The sequence below is a fragment of the Micromonospora sp. NBS 11-29 genome (assembly GCF_002140155.1).
Taxonomy (GTDB): domain Bacteria; phylum Actinomycetota; class Actinomycetes; order Mycobacteriales; family Micromonosporaceae; genus Micromonospora.
Genome location: NZ_NAPR01000006.1, coordinates 272830 through 286915 on the forward strand (window position 1 = coordinate 272830; position 14086 = coordinate 286915).

At 70.7% G+C, this 14086-nt stretch carries 12 protein-coding genes and 1 pseudogene; 4 read left to right on the top strand and 9 right to left on the bottom strand.

Features of this window, described 5'->3' with window-relative positions:
* Positions 1 to 68 precede the first annotated feature (68 nt).
* A complete protein-coding gene (locus tag B1205_RS08930; protein WP_089155175.1) occupies positions 69 to 782 on the top strand; it encodes a M23 family metallopeptidase in 714 nt (237 codons plus the stop codon).
* A 262-nt stretch (positions 783 to 1044) separates the two neighbouring features.
* Positions 1045 to 1821, top strand: a complete 777-nt coding sequence (locus tag B1205_RS08935; RefSeq protein WP_441338459.1) for a M23 family metallopeptidase — start codon at positions 1045 to 1047, stop codon at positions 1819 to 1821.
* A gap of 23 nt (positions 1822 to 1844) precedes the next feature.
* Here B1205_RS08935 and pcrA read toward each other — a convergent pair whose 3' ends face one another.
* Entirely contained in the window at positions 1845 to 4241 is a 2397-nt protein-coding gene (gene pcrA / locus B1205_RS08940) for a DNA helicase PcrA (protein WP_089155177.1), read from the bottom strand.
* A gap of 286 nt (positions 4242 to 4527) precedes the next feature.
* Between pcrA and B1205_RS08945 the strand changes: the two genes are divergently transcribed.
* Positions 4528 to 4848, top strand: coding sequence for a chorismate mutase (locus B1205_RS08945; RefSeq protein WP_089155178.1), 321 nt, complete (start codon positions 4528 to 4530; stop codon positions 4846 to 4848).
* A 77-nt stretch (positions 4849 to 4925) separates the two neighbouring features.
* Here the strand turns inward: B1205_RS08945 and B1205_RS08950 are convergent, their stop codons facing one another.
* From B1205_RS08950 to B1205_RS08980, 8 genes and pseudogenes are all read right to left on the bottom strand, one after another.
* Entirely contained in the window at positions 4926 to 5942 is a 1017-nt protein-coding gene (locus B1205_RS08950; protein ID WP_089155179.1) for an ABC transporter ATP-binding protein, read from the bottom strand.
* Positions 5935 to 6908, bottom strand: a pseudogene (locus B1205_RS08955) (ABC transporter ATP-binding protein). The gene B1205_RS08950 and the pseudogene B1205_RS08955 overlap by 8 nt, the downstream one beginning before the upstream one ends.
* 25 nt (positions 6909 to 6933) lie before the next feature.
* Positions 6934 to 7917 carry an ABC transporter permease gene (locus B1205_RS08960; protein WP_089155180.1) on the bottom strand — a complete coding sequence of 328 codons (984 nt, stop codon included), beginning with the start codon at positions 7915 to 7917 and terminating at the stop codon, positions 6934 to 6936.
* 75 nt (positions 7918 to 7992) lie between these two features.
* Positions 7993 to 8919, bottom strand: coding sequence for an ABC transporter permease (locus B1205_RS08965; protein WP_089155181.1), 927 nt, complete (start codon positions 8917 to 8919; stop codon positions 7993 to 7995).
* Between the two features lie 143 nt (positions 8920 to 9062).
* Positions 9063 to 9728, bottom strand: a complete 666-nt coding sequence (locus B1205_RS31100) for a peptide ABC transporter substrate-binding protein (RefSeq protein WP_254909828.1) — start codon at positions 9726 to 9728, stop codon at positions 9063 to 9065.
* Positions 9629 to 10651, bottom strand: a complete 1023-nt coding sequence (locus B1205_RS31105; protein WP_254909805.1) for a peptide ABC transporter substrate-binding protein — start codon at positions 10649 to 10651, stop codon at positions 9629 to 9631. The genes B1205_RS31100 and B1205_RS31105 overlap by 100 nt, the downstream gene beginning before the upstream one ends.
* A gap of 563 nt (positions 10652 to 11214) precedes the next feature.
* Entirely contained in the window at positions 11215 to 11892 is a 678-nt protein-coding gene (locus tag B1205_RS08975) for a response regulator (RefSeq protein WP_089155392.1), read from the bottom strand.
* A gap of 2 nt (positions 11893 to 11894) precedes the next feature.
* Positions 11895 to 13145 (bottom strand): ATP-binding protein, encoded by a 1251-nt coding sequence (locus tag B1205_RS08980; RefSeq protein ID WP_089155393.1) that lies wholly within the window; start codon positions 13143 to 13145, stop codon positions 11895 to 11897.
* Between the two features lie 177 nt (positions 13146 to 13322).
* Here B1205_RS08980 and B1205_RS08985 point away from each other — a divergent pair.
* The coding region (locus B1205_RS08985) for a PspC domain-containing protein (protein WP_254909806.1) at positions 13323 to 14086 on the top strand (764 nt) is incomplete at its 3' end.

Below are 14086 nucleotides of genomic sequence, written 5' to 3' on the forward strand. Positions count from 1 at the left end.
CGGACGTTCGACCGAGCTTCACCGAACGGTCCGAGGTCGCATCGGATCCCCGACAACGGAGGGTGTGCGTGCGCCAGCGCCTGTCGTCTGAGCCCGATCGATATCGCGGCCGCCGCCGCGTGCCCACCCCCCCGCGGAGCCGCTACGCGGCGGTCGTCACCACCGCCTTCGTCGGCGCCGGCATCGTCGCCCTCGGCGCGAACGCCCTCCCCGACGCCAAGAGCGTCAGCCCCTCGGTCCTCGACGAGCTCCGGCAGGCGTCGGTCGCCGGCCAGGACGCCGCAGCCCGGGCCGACAGCGCCGACCGGGCCAACCGCGACGAGCGGTCGACCGACTCCGACGCCACCGAGCAGGACCCCTGGCTCCTCCCCCTGCACGGCTACGACTTCAAGGCGCCCTACGGCATGCGCTGGGGCAAGCTGCACACCGGCATCGACCTGGTCGCGCCGGAGGGCACGCCCTACAAGGCGATCCACGCCGGCACGGTCACCAAGGCCGGCTGGTTCGGCGGCTACGGCTACGCCGTGATCGTCAAGCACTCCGACGGCAGCGAGGCCATCTACGGCCACTCCTCCGTCGTCACGGTCAAGGAGGGCCAGGAGGTGAAGGCCGGCGACCAGCTCGGCCTGGTCGGCAACACCGGCCACTCCTACGGCTCCCACCTGCACCTTGAGGTGCATGTCAACGGCCAGCCGCGCGACCCGGTGCCGTTCCTCCAGGACCACGGGGTGGACATCAAGCTCGAAACCGAGGCGATCTACGCCGACGTAGTCCCGTCCTGACTCCCCGTATCGCCCGATGACCGCCCGGATCCCGCGATCCGGGCGGTTTCGCGTCCGGGGATGTCTGCCGCGTCACACCCGGGGATGTGAGCGGGCCCACTCCATCGGGTGATCATCTTCTCGGGTGAACCGCCCAGTCGACGGCAAACCCGGGCACGGCGCGGCGGCGGCACCCGGCGGTCCCCCGAACCCGATACCCGGCCCGACCTGGGCCGACACCAGTATTTCGAGGTCACGTGCCCCTCGACTGGTGAAGGTTCCCGTGCAACACAGCAGTCCCACCCCGAACGGCAACACCCCCGACCATTCCCCGGTTCGACACCGACGCACCGGCCGGCGGGCCGCGTACCTGGTCACCGGCGCGGTCGCCCTGGTCGGTCTCGGTCTCGGCGGCGTCGTGGTCGCCACCACCGGCGATCCCGCTCCGGCCCCGGCCGCCGTCGACCTCGACGCCCGGGCCCGCGCCGCGGACGCCGACCGCGCAGACCGCGCCGCCCGCGAGCCGGTCGTCCCGGTCCCGCCGTCCACCATGCCGGCCAGCCCGTCCCCGAGCCCCACCCCGAGCCGACGCGCGAGCAGCCCGAAGCCGAAGAAGACGACGAAGCCCAAGCCGGTGAAGAAGAAGGCCGCGCCGAAGCCGAGCTGGGTCATCCCGATGGCGGGTGCCGACATCACCTCCTGCTACGGGCAGCGGTGGGGCACGTTGCACGCCGGCATCGACTTCGCCATGCCCGACGGCACACCGATCCGGGCCGCCGCCGCCGGCACCGTGGTCAAGGCCGGCGACATGGGCGACGGCTACGGCAACTCCGTCTTCGTCGACCACCACAACGGCTACCTGACCCACTACGCGCACCAGAGCCGGCTGCTCGTCGGCGTCGGCGACACGGTGAAGGCCGGGCAGGTCATCGGCTACGAGGGCTCGACCGGCGACTCCACCGGCCCGCACCTGCACTTCGAGGTGCACCAGGGCGCCATGTGGAACCAGATCGACCCGGCGCCGTTCCTGCGCGCCCGGGGCATCGACGTGGCCTGCTGACGGCCATGGCGGGGGGGCCGGGCTCAGAGCTTGTCGATCGGCGCGTGCCGCAGCACCAGCCACATGGTCTGGTCGCCGAAGTCGATCTGGGCCCGCGCACCCGGCCCGGCCCCCTCCACCGCCAGCACCCGGCCCAGGCCGTAGCGTTGGTGGTTGACCCGGTCGCCCGCCGAGACCTTCGGCGCCTGCTTCAGCTCGCTCGCGGTGGCCAGCCGGCTGGCGTCCACCCCGAGGCGCTTGGCCAGCTCGGTCGCCCTGGGCGTGCCACCGGCGAAGCCGCCCCGGCCACCGCCGGACAACCGGTCCGCCCGACCACCGACGCCGCCCCCACCGCCACCCCACGAGGTGTACGACCCCTCGGTGCGCTCCCAGCGGACCAGTTCCGGCGGCAGCTCCTCCAGGAACCGCGACGCCGGGTTGTAGGCCGGCGCGCCCCACGCCGACCGGGTCACCGCCCGGGACAGGTAGAGGCGCTGCCGGGCCCGGGTGATCCCCACGTATGCCAGGCGCCGCTCCTCCTCCAGCTCGCGGGTGTCGCCGAGCGAGCGCAGGTGCGGGAAGACGCCGTCCTCCAGGCCGGTCAGGAAGACCACCGGGAACTCCAGGCCCTTCGCCGTGTGCAGCGTCATCAGGGTGACCACGCCCTGGTGGTCGGGGTCGTCGGAGGGAATCGCGTCGGCGTCGGCGACCAGCGCCACCTGCTCCAGGAAACCGGCCAGTGTGGCCCGCTCGTCGTCGGCGCCGAGCGCCTCGACCCGTTCGGTGTACTCGCGGGCGACGCTCACCAGCTCCTGGAGGTTGTCCACCCGGCCGGCGTCCTGCGGGTCGAGGCTCTCCTCCAACTCGGCCAGGTAGCCCGAGCGGGTCAGCAGCGCCTCCAGCACCTCCTCCGGGGTGCCGGTGGCGGCCAGCTCCCGCCCGGCGTCGAGCAGCGCGACGAACTCGGCGATGCCGTTGGCCGCCCGGGTCGAGATCCCCGGCGCCTCCCGGGCCCGTCGCAACGCGGCACCGAAGGAGATGCGGTCCCGGGTGGAGAGCGCCTCGACGCAGGCCTCGGCCCGCTCACCGATGCCCCGCCGGGGGGTGTTGAGGACCCGGCGCAGGCTGACCGTGTCGTCGTCGTTGACCACGGCACGCAGGTAGGCGAGCGCGTCGCGGACCTCCTTGCGCTCGTAGAAGCGCACCCCGCCGACCACCTTGTAGGGCAGGCCGACCCGGATGAAGACCTCCTCGAACACCCGCGACATGGCGTTGGTGCGGTAGAAGACGGCCACGTCGCCGGGGCGCGTCTCACCGTCGTCGACCAGCCGGTCGATCTCCCGGGCCACCCAGTCCGCCTCGGCGTGCTCGGTGTCGGCGACGTACCCGACGATCTGCTCACCGGCGCCGGCGTCGCTCCACAGCCGCTTCGGCTTGCGGGACGTGTTCCGGTCGATGACGGCGTTGGCCGCGTTCAGGATGGTCTGGGTGGAGCGGTAGTTCTGCTCCAGCAGGATGGTGCGGGCGTTCGTGAAGTCCCGCTCGAACTCCAGGATGTTGCGGATGGTCGCGCCGCGGAACGCGTAGATGGACTGGTCGGCGTCGCCGACCACGCACAGCTCGGCCGGCGCGATGCCCTCGGTGCCGGAGACCAGCTCCTTGATCAGCACGTACTGGGCGTGGTTGGTGTCCTGGTATTCGTCCACCAGGACGTGCCGGAACCGGCGTCGGTAGCTCTCCGCCACATGCGGGTGCGACTGGAGCAGGTGCACCGTCGTCATGATCAGATCGTCGAAGTCCAGCGCGTGCGCCTCGCGCAGCCGCCGCTGGTAGAGCGTGTAGGCCTCGGCCAGGGCCCGCTCGTTCGGGCCCTTGGCCCGGCCGGCGAACTCCTCCGGGTCGACCAGCTCGTTCTTCAGGTTGGACACCTGGGCGGCCAGGCCCCGGGCGGGGTAGCGCTTGGGATCCAGGTCCAGCTCACGGGCCACCAGTTGCATCAACCGGCGGGAGTCGTCGGCATCGTAGATGGAGAAGGTCGACTTCAGGCCGGCGTGCTCGTGCTCGGCCCGCAGGATGCGGACGCACGCCGAGTGGAACGTCGACACCCACATCAGCCGGGCGCGCGGACCCACCAGCGCGGCCACCCGCTCCTTCATCTCGCCGGCGGCCTTGTTGGTGAACGTGATCGCGATGATCTCGCCGGGGTGCACGTCCCGCGCGGCGAGGAGATAGGCGATCCGGTTGGTCAGCACCCGGGTCTTGCCCGAGCCGGCACCGGCCACGATCAGCAGCGGAGAGCCGGCGTGGGTCACCGCGTCCCGCTGGGGCCCGTTCAGGCCGTCGAGGAGGGCCTGCGGATCCGACCGGCCGCCCCCACGCGGCGGGGTCGGCCGGGACTCCGGCGCGGGCGGGGACGCGGGAATGTCGAAGAGAGGATGCATCGCAGCCCGAGTCTATGCCGCCGGCCGGACACTTCCGCGCCCGCGTGGCCGGTCCGCAGCCGGCGTCGTGTCCCACCTGTTGGCCGGTTTCCTTGCGCGCCCGCCCCGCGGGTCGGCATACTCGACGGCGTGTTCGGTCAGCGCTCCTTTTACTACGGCACCGGGAGTCCGGCAGCCGTGGGTCGCGACTGATCGCCAGACCTGCGAAAAGCCCCGGGCTCCCCTGAGCCCGGGGCTTTTCCGTCCCGGGATCCGGGTACGGGCCCCAGCCCCGAAAGGGACGACGATGATGACTGACGTGGTGGAGTCCAGCGGCGATCCGACCGACGCGGCGGCGGCGCGGACCGGCACCGGCGACTCGGCGGCCGCCGAGCGGATCGGGGAGATCCGACGCCGGATCGACGAGATCGACCGCACGCTCATCGCGCTCTGGCAGGAGCGGGCCGCGCTCTCCCAGGAGGTCGGCGTCACCCGGATGGCCTCCGGCGGGACCCGGCTGGTGCTCTCCCGTGAGCGGGAGATCCTGGAACGGTTCCGGGCCGAACTCGGCGCCGACGGCACCCAGCTCGCGCTCCTGCTGCTGCGCGCCGGCCGCGGCCCGCTGTGACCCGCCCGGCACGGGCGCCGGAGACGACGAACCGCCTGCCGGCGTCGCGCTGACGCCGGCAGGCGGTCCACCCTGGCTCAGGCCACCTCGTGGGTGACCACGATCTCCCGCTTCTCCGCGAAGTGGCAGGCGCTCGGGTGGTCCGAGCCCGGCCGGATCTCCAGCAGCGGCACCTCCTGGGCGCAGACGTCCTGCGCCTTCCAGCACCGGGTGCGGAACCGGCAGCCCGAGGGTGGGCTGACCGGGGAGGGGACGTCACCCTGGAGTCGGATGATCGCCTTGCTGTCCCGCACGGTCGGGTCCGGCACCGGCACCGCCGACAGCAGCGCCTGGGTGTACGGGTGGGTCGGCCGCTCGTAGATCTCGTCCTCGGTGCCGACCTCCACCATCTTGCCCAGGTACATGACGGCGACCCGGTCGGACAGGTGACGCACGACCGACAGGTCGTGGGCGATGAAGACGTACGACAGGCCGAACTCGCCCTGGAGCTTCTCCAGCAGGTTCATCACCTGCGCCTGGATGGAGACGTCCAGGGCCGACACCGGCTCGTCGCAGACGATCACCTCGGGTCGCAGGGCCAGCGCCCGGGCGATGCCGATGCGCTGCCGCTGACCGCCGGAGAACTGGTGCGGGTAGCGGTTGATGTGCTCCGGGTTGAGACCGACCAGGTCGAGCAGCTCCTTGACCTTGCCGCGCCGGCTGCCGCGCGGCGCCACCTCGGGGTGGATCTCGAACGGCTCGCCGAGCAGGTCACCGACGGTCATCCGCGGATTGAGCGAGGTGTACGGGTCCTGCATCACCAGCTGGATCTGCCGGCGCAGCCGCCGCAGCGCGCCGCCGGAGAGCTTGGAGATGTCCTGGCCCTTGTAGAGCACCTGGCCGGCGGTCGGCTTCTCCAGGTTCATCAGCACCCGGGCGAGCGTGGACTTGCCGCAGCCGGACTCGCCGACCACACCGAGCGTCTCGCCGGCCTTGAGGTCGAAGGAGACGCCGTCGACCGCCTTGACGTGACCGATGGTCTTCTTGAACACCACTCCCCGGGTCACGGGGTAGTGCTTGACCAGGTCACGAACCTCGATGATGTTCTCAGTCACGGTTCACGAGCTCCTCGGCGAAGTGGCAGGCGCTGGCCCGCCCGTTGCCCAGCTGCAACAGCGGCGGGACCTTCTCCCGACACACCGGCTGCGCCATCGGGCAGCGCGGGTTGAAGGCGCAGCCCGGCGGGATGTTCATCAGGTTCGGCGGAAGCCCCTTGATGGTGCGGAGCTCCTGCCCCTTCTCGTCCATCCGCGGGATCGAGTTGAGCAGGCCGAGCGTGTACGGGTGCGCCGGCTTGGCGTACAACTCGTAGACGTCGGCCTCCTCGACGATCCGGCCCGCGTACATGACCGCGATCCGGTCCGCGACGTCGGCGACCACGCCGAGGTCGTGGGTGATCAGGATCATGCCCATCTGCCGCTCCCGCTGGAGTTCGCCGAGCAGGTCCATGATCTGGGCCTGCACGGTCACGTCCAGCGCGGTGGTCGGCTCGTCGGCGATCAGCACCTCGGGGTCCAGNGGTAGTTGCTGAACCGACCCTTGGCGTTGGGGATCTTGACCTGGTCGAGCATGTCGATCGCGCGCTTCTTGGCGTCCGCGCGGCTCATGCCGCGGCGGATGCGGAACTGCTCGGCGATCTGGAAGCCGACCGTGAAAACCGGGTTGAGGGCCGAGAGCGAGTCTTGGAAGATCATGGCGATGCCCTCGCCCCGGATCCGACGCCGCTGCTCGGCGGACTGCTTGAGCATGTCCTTGCCGTGGAAGCGGACCTCGCCGCCGGTGACGAAACCGGGCGGGGTGTCCAGGATGCCCATGATCGTCTGCGCGGTCACGCTCTTGCCGGAGCCGGACTCGCCGAGCACGGCGAGGGTCTCCCCCGCGTCGACGTGGTACGTCACACCGTTGATGACCTTGGCGACGCCGTCCCGGGTACGGAACTCCACCCGCAGGTCGTCGACCTCGAGCAGGCGGCCCGAGGGGCGGCCGGATCCGTCGGCGCCCGGCGCGGACTGCTCGGACACGAGAATGTCGGACAACTCAGTTCCCCTATCGGAGCTTCGGGTCGAGGGCCTCGCGGACCGCCTCGCCGAGCATGACGAAGCTCAGCACGGCGGTGACGAGGAACGCGGCGGGGAAGAACAGCAGGAACGGCGAGACCCGGATGTAGTTCTGCGCCTCGCTGATCATGATGCCCCAGGAGACCACCGGGCTCTTCAGGCCGATGCCCAGGAAGGAGAGCGTGGCCTCGGCGCCGATGAACGAGCCCACCATGATCGTGCCGTAGACGAGCAGCGGCGCCAGGCAGTTGGGCAGCAGGTGCTTGAGGATGATCCGACCGGTGCCGGCGCCCAGCGCGCGGGCGGCGACGATGTAGTCGGCCTCCTTGGTCGCGAGCACCGAGGAGCGCATCAGCCGCATCACCACCGGCCAGCTCAGCACGCTCAGCGACAGGATGACCAGCCCCATGATCGTCCACTCACCGTTGTCGGAGCCGGACCCGTTGAACGTGGTCAGGATGACGATCGAGCCGAGCACGAACGGCAGGCCGAAGAAGATGTCCGCGATCCGGGAGAGCACCGCGTCCACCCAACCGCCGCGGTAGCCGGCGATGATGCCCATCGCGCCACCGAACACCAGCGTCAGGATGGTGGAGACCAGGGCCACCAGGATCGAGGCGCGGGCGCCGTAGATGACCCGGGAGTAGACGTCGCGGCCTTGCACGTCGTAGCCGAACCAGGCGCTGGAGGAGGGCTCGACCCGGCTGCGCTCCAGCGCGCCGTTCACCGCGTCACCGGAGGTGAACAGCCACGGGAAGGCCGCCATCACGACGAAGAGCAGGATGAACGCCACCGAGATCCAGAACAGCGGCTTACGGCGCAGGTCGAGCCAGGCGTCCCCGAGCAGGCCACGCGGCTTCTGCTGCTTGGCGCTCTCCGGCAGGCCGGCGTTGGTGGGCGCGCCGGACCCGGCCTCGGTGGGCATGGTCGCGGGCGGCGTCGACACGATCGACGCGGTACTCGGGTCACTCATGCCCGCACCTCGCTGCGCTCGGCGCGGGCGTGGTTACCCGCGCAGACTGCTGGGACGATTCGTTCGCTGCGGCGGTCACTCATAGCGAATCCTCGGGTCGAGGGCGGCGTAGAGCAGGTCCACCACCAGGTTCATCACGAGGTAGACGAGCACCAGCACCACCACGATGCCGACAACGGTAGCGCTCTCCTTGGTGACGATCGAGCGGAGCACCTGCCGGCCGATGCCGTTGATGCCGAAGATGCCCTCGGTGACGATCGCGCCACCCATCAGCGCGCCGAGGTCGGTGCCGAGCAGCGTGACCACCGGGATGAGCGAGTTGCGCAGCAGGTGCACGCCGACCACCCGGCGCGTCGGGAGGCCCTTGGCGATCGCGGTGCGGACGTAGTCGGCCCGCCGGTTCTCGGCGATGCTCGTCCGCGCCACCCGGGCGATGTAGGCCATCGAGGCGCTGCCGAGCACGAAGCCGGGCACGATCAGCTCACTGAACCGCATCTCGTTGGAGACGGTCGGGTTGACGATGCCCCACTTGACGCCGAGCACCCACTGGAGCACGAAGCCGATGACGAAGACCGGCAGGGCGATCAGGAAGAGAGTCGAGATCAGGACGAGGTTGTCCAGGAAACCGTTGCGTCGCAGACCGGTCAGGATGCCCGCGCTGAGGCCGATCACGGCCTCGATGGCGAGCGCGACCACCGCCAGCTTCAGGGTGTTCGGGTACGACGTGGCGATGATGTCGCTGATCTCGCGACCGCCGAACGTGATCCCGAAGTCGCCATGGAGCAGGTTCTTCATGTAACTGGCGTACTGCACCCAGATCGAGTCGTCGAGATGGTATTTCTCGGTCATCAAGGCCCGGTAGTTCGGCGGACAACCACGGTCGCCGCACTTGCCGGCGAAGGGGTCACCCGGCACCGACCAGACGAGCCAGTAGATCAGGAACGTCGTGCCGATGAACACCGGCACGAGTTGCAGCAGCCGCCTCAAGAGATAACGGCCCATGGGGTGGTCCTCCAGACAGGGAGCGCCGGGCACCCGACGCGGTGACGACAACGTGCGAGGGATTCGTTGTACACCCCCTCGCGGAACGGCCCCGGGTCGGGCTCACCGGTAGGCGAGCCCGACCCGGGGTCAGACCGATCGGATCAGAGTTCGACCGAGGTGATGTCGAGCTCGCCGACGTTGCTCAGCTCCAGCTTCTTGATCTTCTCCGAGTGGCCGGACTGCTCACCACTGAAGTAGACCGGCACCGAAGGCACGTCCTGGTCGATCAGCTTGACCGCCTCGGCGTACTTCTTGTGGGCCTCCTCGAGGCTGGGGGCCGCGGCGGCCTCCTTGGCGAGGGCGTCCACCTGCGGGTTGCTGTACTTGCCGTCGTTCGAGGAACCGCCGGTGACGTAGAGCGGGTTGATCCAGTTCTCCACGTCCGGGTAGTCCTGCTGCCAACCGGCGCGGTACATGCCGGTCATCTTGTAGTTGTTGATGTTGGCGCGGAAGACCGCGAAGGTCGGCACGCCGACGGCGACCGCGTCGATGCCCAGGTTGGTCTTGATCTGCTGGGCGACGGCCTCCATCCACTCCTTGTGGCTGGCGTCCGCGTTGTACGACAGGGTCAGCTTGCCCTGGAAGCCACCGGCCTCCTGGAGCAGCTGCTTGGCCTGCGCCACGTCGAACTTGCAGGCGGTGCAGTTGCCCGGCTCGGCGCCCGGGGTCAGCGGGTTGGCCCAGCTGTCGGCCGGCTTGCGGTTACCGAAGAAGATCTTGTCGGTGATGGCCTGCCGGTCGATGGACAGCGAGATCGCCTTGCGCAGNGGATCGTCGTCTGGATCGCCCGCTCGCCCAGGTCGGTCTTCCACTTGTCACCGGCCAGCGACGAGACCGGGACCTGCTGCTGGAAGTCCAGGTTGCCGGCGAGCAGATCGTTGTAGGCCGCCGTGTCGTCCTGGTACATCTTGACGGTGACGTCCTTGATCTTCATCTTGTCGCGCAGGCTGTAGTCGTCGAAGCGCGTGAGCTTGATCTCGACGTCGTCCTGCCAGGAGACAAGGCTGACCGGGCCGTTACCGATCGGCTTCTTGCCGAAGTCCGCCGGGGTGCTGGAGAAGAACGCGTCCGGCAGCGGCATGAAGGCGCTGTAGCCGAGCTTGGTCGGGAACACGGCGGTCGGCGCGGCGAGCGTGACCTCGAAGTTCCAGTCGTCGACGACCTTGAGGCCGGACATCTCCTTGGCCTTCGGCTCCGCGGCCTTCTTCGGGCCGTCCGGGCCGTCCGGGTCCTCGGTGTAGACGTCGTCGAAGCCCTGGATGTCGGAGAAGAACGAGGCGTTCTGCGCGCCGTTCGGGCCGTACGCCGCCCAGTTCCAGGCCTTCACGAAGCTCTCGGCCTTGACGGTGGTGCCGTCGTGGAACTTGGTGTTCTGCTTGATCTTGATCTTGAAGACCTTGGAGTCGGTCGTGTCGATCGACTCGGCGACCAGGTTCTGGGGCGCCCCACCGTTGTTGGGGTACTCGACCAGACCGCTCCACATCCAGTCGATGATCGCGCCGCCACCGGTCTCGGTGGTGTTCGCCGGAACCAGGGGGTTCTCCGGCTGGGTGCCGTCGATGACGATCGCGCCGTCACTGCTGGCGCCGGCGTCGCCACCGTCGTTGTTCCCGCTGGAGCAGCCGGACGCGACGAGCGCGAAAGCCGCGCCCACCGCGAGCGCGCCGCTCGCCCGCTTCGAGACTCTCATTCCGAGGGGCCTCCTCTTTCTAACCTGGTTCCGTCGTGGGTTTCACGCACGTGTGGGGGGTGACACCACCGACGACCCGAACCACAGGTCGCCGGTTTACCGCAGAGGAAATCGGGACACCCCTGGGGTACCGATCGCCGGGCGCCACACCCTTCGACGAGGACACCGCGCAGGGGTGACGGCCACGAGGCGGCGCGGGTAGCGGCGTCACGTGGTCGGCGGGCCCGACGAGGTGCCTCACACCGGGGGGTGAGGTGCTGCAACTGTGACACCCGGCGGCCCTTTCCGTGAAGGTGCCGTTATCAAGACGTTAGTTGCCCGCCATATGGCCGATACCTGAGAAAAGATCACAAATCACTGCCGACCACACGGCCCTGAACTGGGAAGACGCACCCGCAACGGTCGAGATCACCCCGAACGCCCGGCAGTGTGAGCTTCCCCGCGTCGGTGTCGACGATCGCCGACGAGCACCCGGCGGGCGAAGTTTTCTGCCCGTCCGGAGGATACGGACGTCGCCTGTGCGGGCACCCCCGCCGGCCCGCGCGGTGGAGGGTTTCGGGAGGTCAGACGAGCCGACGGTCGGCGGCCCAGCGGGACAGCTCGTACCGGTTCGACATCTGGAGCTTGCGCAGCACGTTGGAGACGTGCGTCTCCACCGTCTTGATCGAGATGAACAGCTCCTTGGCGATCTCCTTGTAGGCGTACCCCCGGGCGAGCAGCCGCAGCACCTCGCGCTCCCGGTTGGTGAGCTGGTCCAGCTCCGGATCGGCGACCGGCGCGTCGGGCCGGGACGCGAACGCGTCCAGCACGAACCCGGCCAGTCGTGGACTGAACACGGCGTCCCCGTCGGCCACCCGACGGATCGCGTCGGTCAGCTCCTCCGGCGAGATCGTCTTGGTGACGTACCCCCGGGCGCCGGCCCGGATCAGGCCGATCACATCCTCGGCCGCGTCGGACACGCTCAACGCCAGGAACTTCACCTGCGGATGCGTCCGTCGCATCGCCTCCAGCACGGCGCGGCCGCCGCCGTCCGGCATGTGCACGTCGAGCAGCACCACGTCCGGCTCGATGGTCGCGATCCTCGTCACCGCCTCGGCCACCGAACTGGCCTCGCCCACGACCTCGACCCGCGTACCCAGCTCGGCGCGGACGCCGGCCCGGAACATGGCGTGGTCGTCGACGAGGAACACCCGCAGCGGCCCCCGCGGCGCCGTACCCTCGACCGGTTCCTGCTCGGACATGGTCACCTGTCCCTTTCCGCCGTGGAGCCGGAGCCGCTGATCGGCAGGATCAGCCGGACCTCGGTCCCCTCCCCCGGCTCGGACCGGATCTCCGCCCGGCCGCCGTGCCGCTTCATCCGCCCGACGATCGAGCCCCGGACGCCGTGCCGGTGATTCTCCACCGTATCCGGGTCGAAGCCCTTGCCCCGATCCCGGACGAAGACGCTGACCTGCTCCGGCTCCACCTCGGCGTAGAGCGACACGGTCCGCACGCCGGCGTGCCGGGCCGCGTTGACCAGGGCCTCCCGGGCGGCCGCGACCAGCGCGCCGACCCGCTCGTCGGTCTCCCGGTCGCCGACCACCACCGCCTCGACCGTGATCGCGAACGTGTCCTCCACCTCGGCGGCGGCCTGCTCAAGCGCGGCCGCGAACCGTTCGGTGGGCGAGGCGGTCGGCTTGTAGAGCCAGTTGCGCAGCGAACGCTCCTGGCCCCGGGCCAGCCGCTGCACGGTCTTGACGTCGCTGGCGTTGCGTTGGATCAGGGCGAGCGTGTGCAGCACCTGGTCGTGCACCATGGCGGCCAGCTCGGCCCGCTCCTGCTCACGGATGCGCCCCTCCCGCTCCGAACGGAGCTGGTTCCAGGTGCGCCAGAGCACCGGGCCGGTCACCACACCCACGCCGGCCAGCCCGACCAGCGCGAAGATGACGCCGTTGAGCACCGCGTCGAAGTTCTGCGCCGGCGAGTAGACCGCGGCCACGCCGATGATGCCGACCGCGACGAGCACCCCGCCGCCGATGAACCGCAGCACGAACGCCCGCCGGTCGCTCTCCTCCACCACCGCGCCCAGCCAGGGCACCGCGGAGTCGCCCCACTGCCGACGCCGCTCCGGGGTCGACTGGTGCCAGATGACACCGGCGCCGACCGCGATGATCGCCACCAGCCAACCGGCGGTGCCGGCGGCGCCGACCGAGTTGAACGCGACCACCTGGAGCAGCAGCACCCCCAGCCCGATCACCACGAACGGGAGCAGTTGGGCGACGTCACGGCGGGGCGGGGCGGCGGTGTCACCGGGCCGGGGCGGGACCACCGCCCAGAACGCGGCGTAGAGCAGCAGCCCGAGACCGCTGAGCCCGAGCAGCACCATGAACGCCACCCGTACCCGGAGCACCGAGATGCCCAGGTGGTCGGCGATGCCGGCGGCCACCCCGGCGGCCAACCGGTGCTCGGTGGCCCGGTAGAGGCGCGGGGGGTGCGGCGTGACGGTGCTGCTGATCTCAGACTCCCAGGTCGGCGCGGAGGTGCCGGCGGCGGCCGACGAACCGATCGTCACACGCCGGGAAGGCCCCGGACCACGGGGACGCCCCGGACATTCGGCGGCGGCGGATCTCAGGGTGGGGTCAGGGTCTGATCCTGAGGTCGCCCAGGTGGCCGGGGCAGCAGTATCGGAGGCATGACCGAGGACGCTGCCCGTCCGCCCCGCCCCTGGGCGGCAGCACAGGACGATCCGCCGCCGCCCCCGCCGGGGTCGGCACCCCCCACCGACCACGCGCCTCCGCCGCCCGGCGGCGGGGGGCCGTTCGCCGGCCCACCCCCCGGTGGGTACGCGCCACCGCCCGGCGCCGCCGGCTTCACCACCCGGTACGGGCTGGTCCGCCCCCGGGAGGGCCGCTACCTGGCCGGGGTCTGCGCCGCCGTCGGCCGGGCCACGAACACCGACCCGGTGCTCTGGCGCGTGCTCCTGGCCGTGCTCGGCTTCTTCGGCGGCATCGGCATCCTCGTCTACGTGGCCGCGTGGCTGGTCATCCCCGGCGAGGGGGACAGCGCCTCGCCGGTGGAGTCGATGCTCGGCCGCGGCCGGTCCAGCATGTCGCCGGTCACCGTGATCGTGCTCGGCATCGTGGTCGCGGTCGGCTTCGCGTACGTCGTCACCGACGGCTTCCGGGCCATCCTGCTCGGCGCGGTGATCCTGATCTGCGGCGCGTTGCTGCTCAACCGCGACGAGCGCGCCGCCGCGTCCCGGACCGGCGCGCCCGCCCCGCCGCCCGCCCCGGGTCCGGTGCCCCCGCCTTCGGCCGCCTGGCCCGCGCCACCGGCCACCGGCCCGGCAGCGTGGGCCGGGGAGCCCACCGGGGCCACCGGGTCCGTGTCGCCCTCGGCCGGCGGGCCGGCCGCGCGACCCGGCGAGCCGCCGGTGGCCGCCACCTCGCTCCGGCC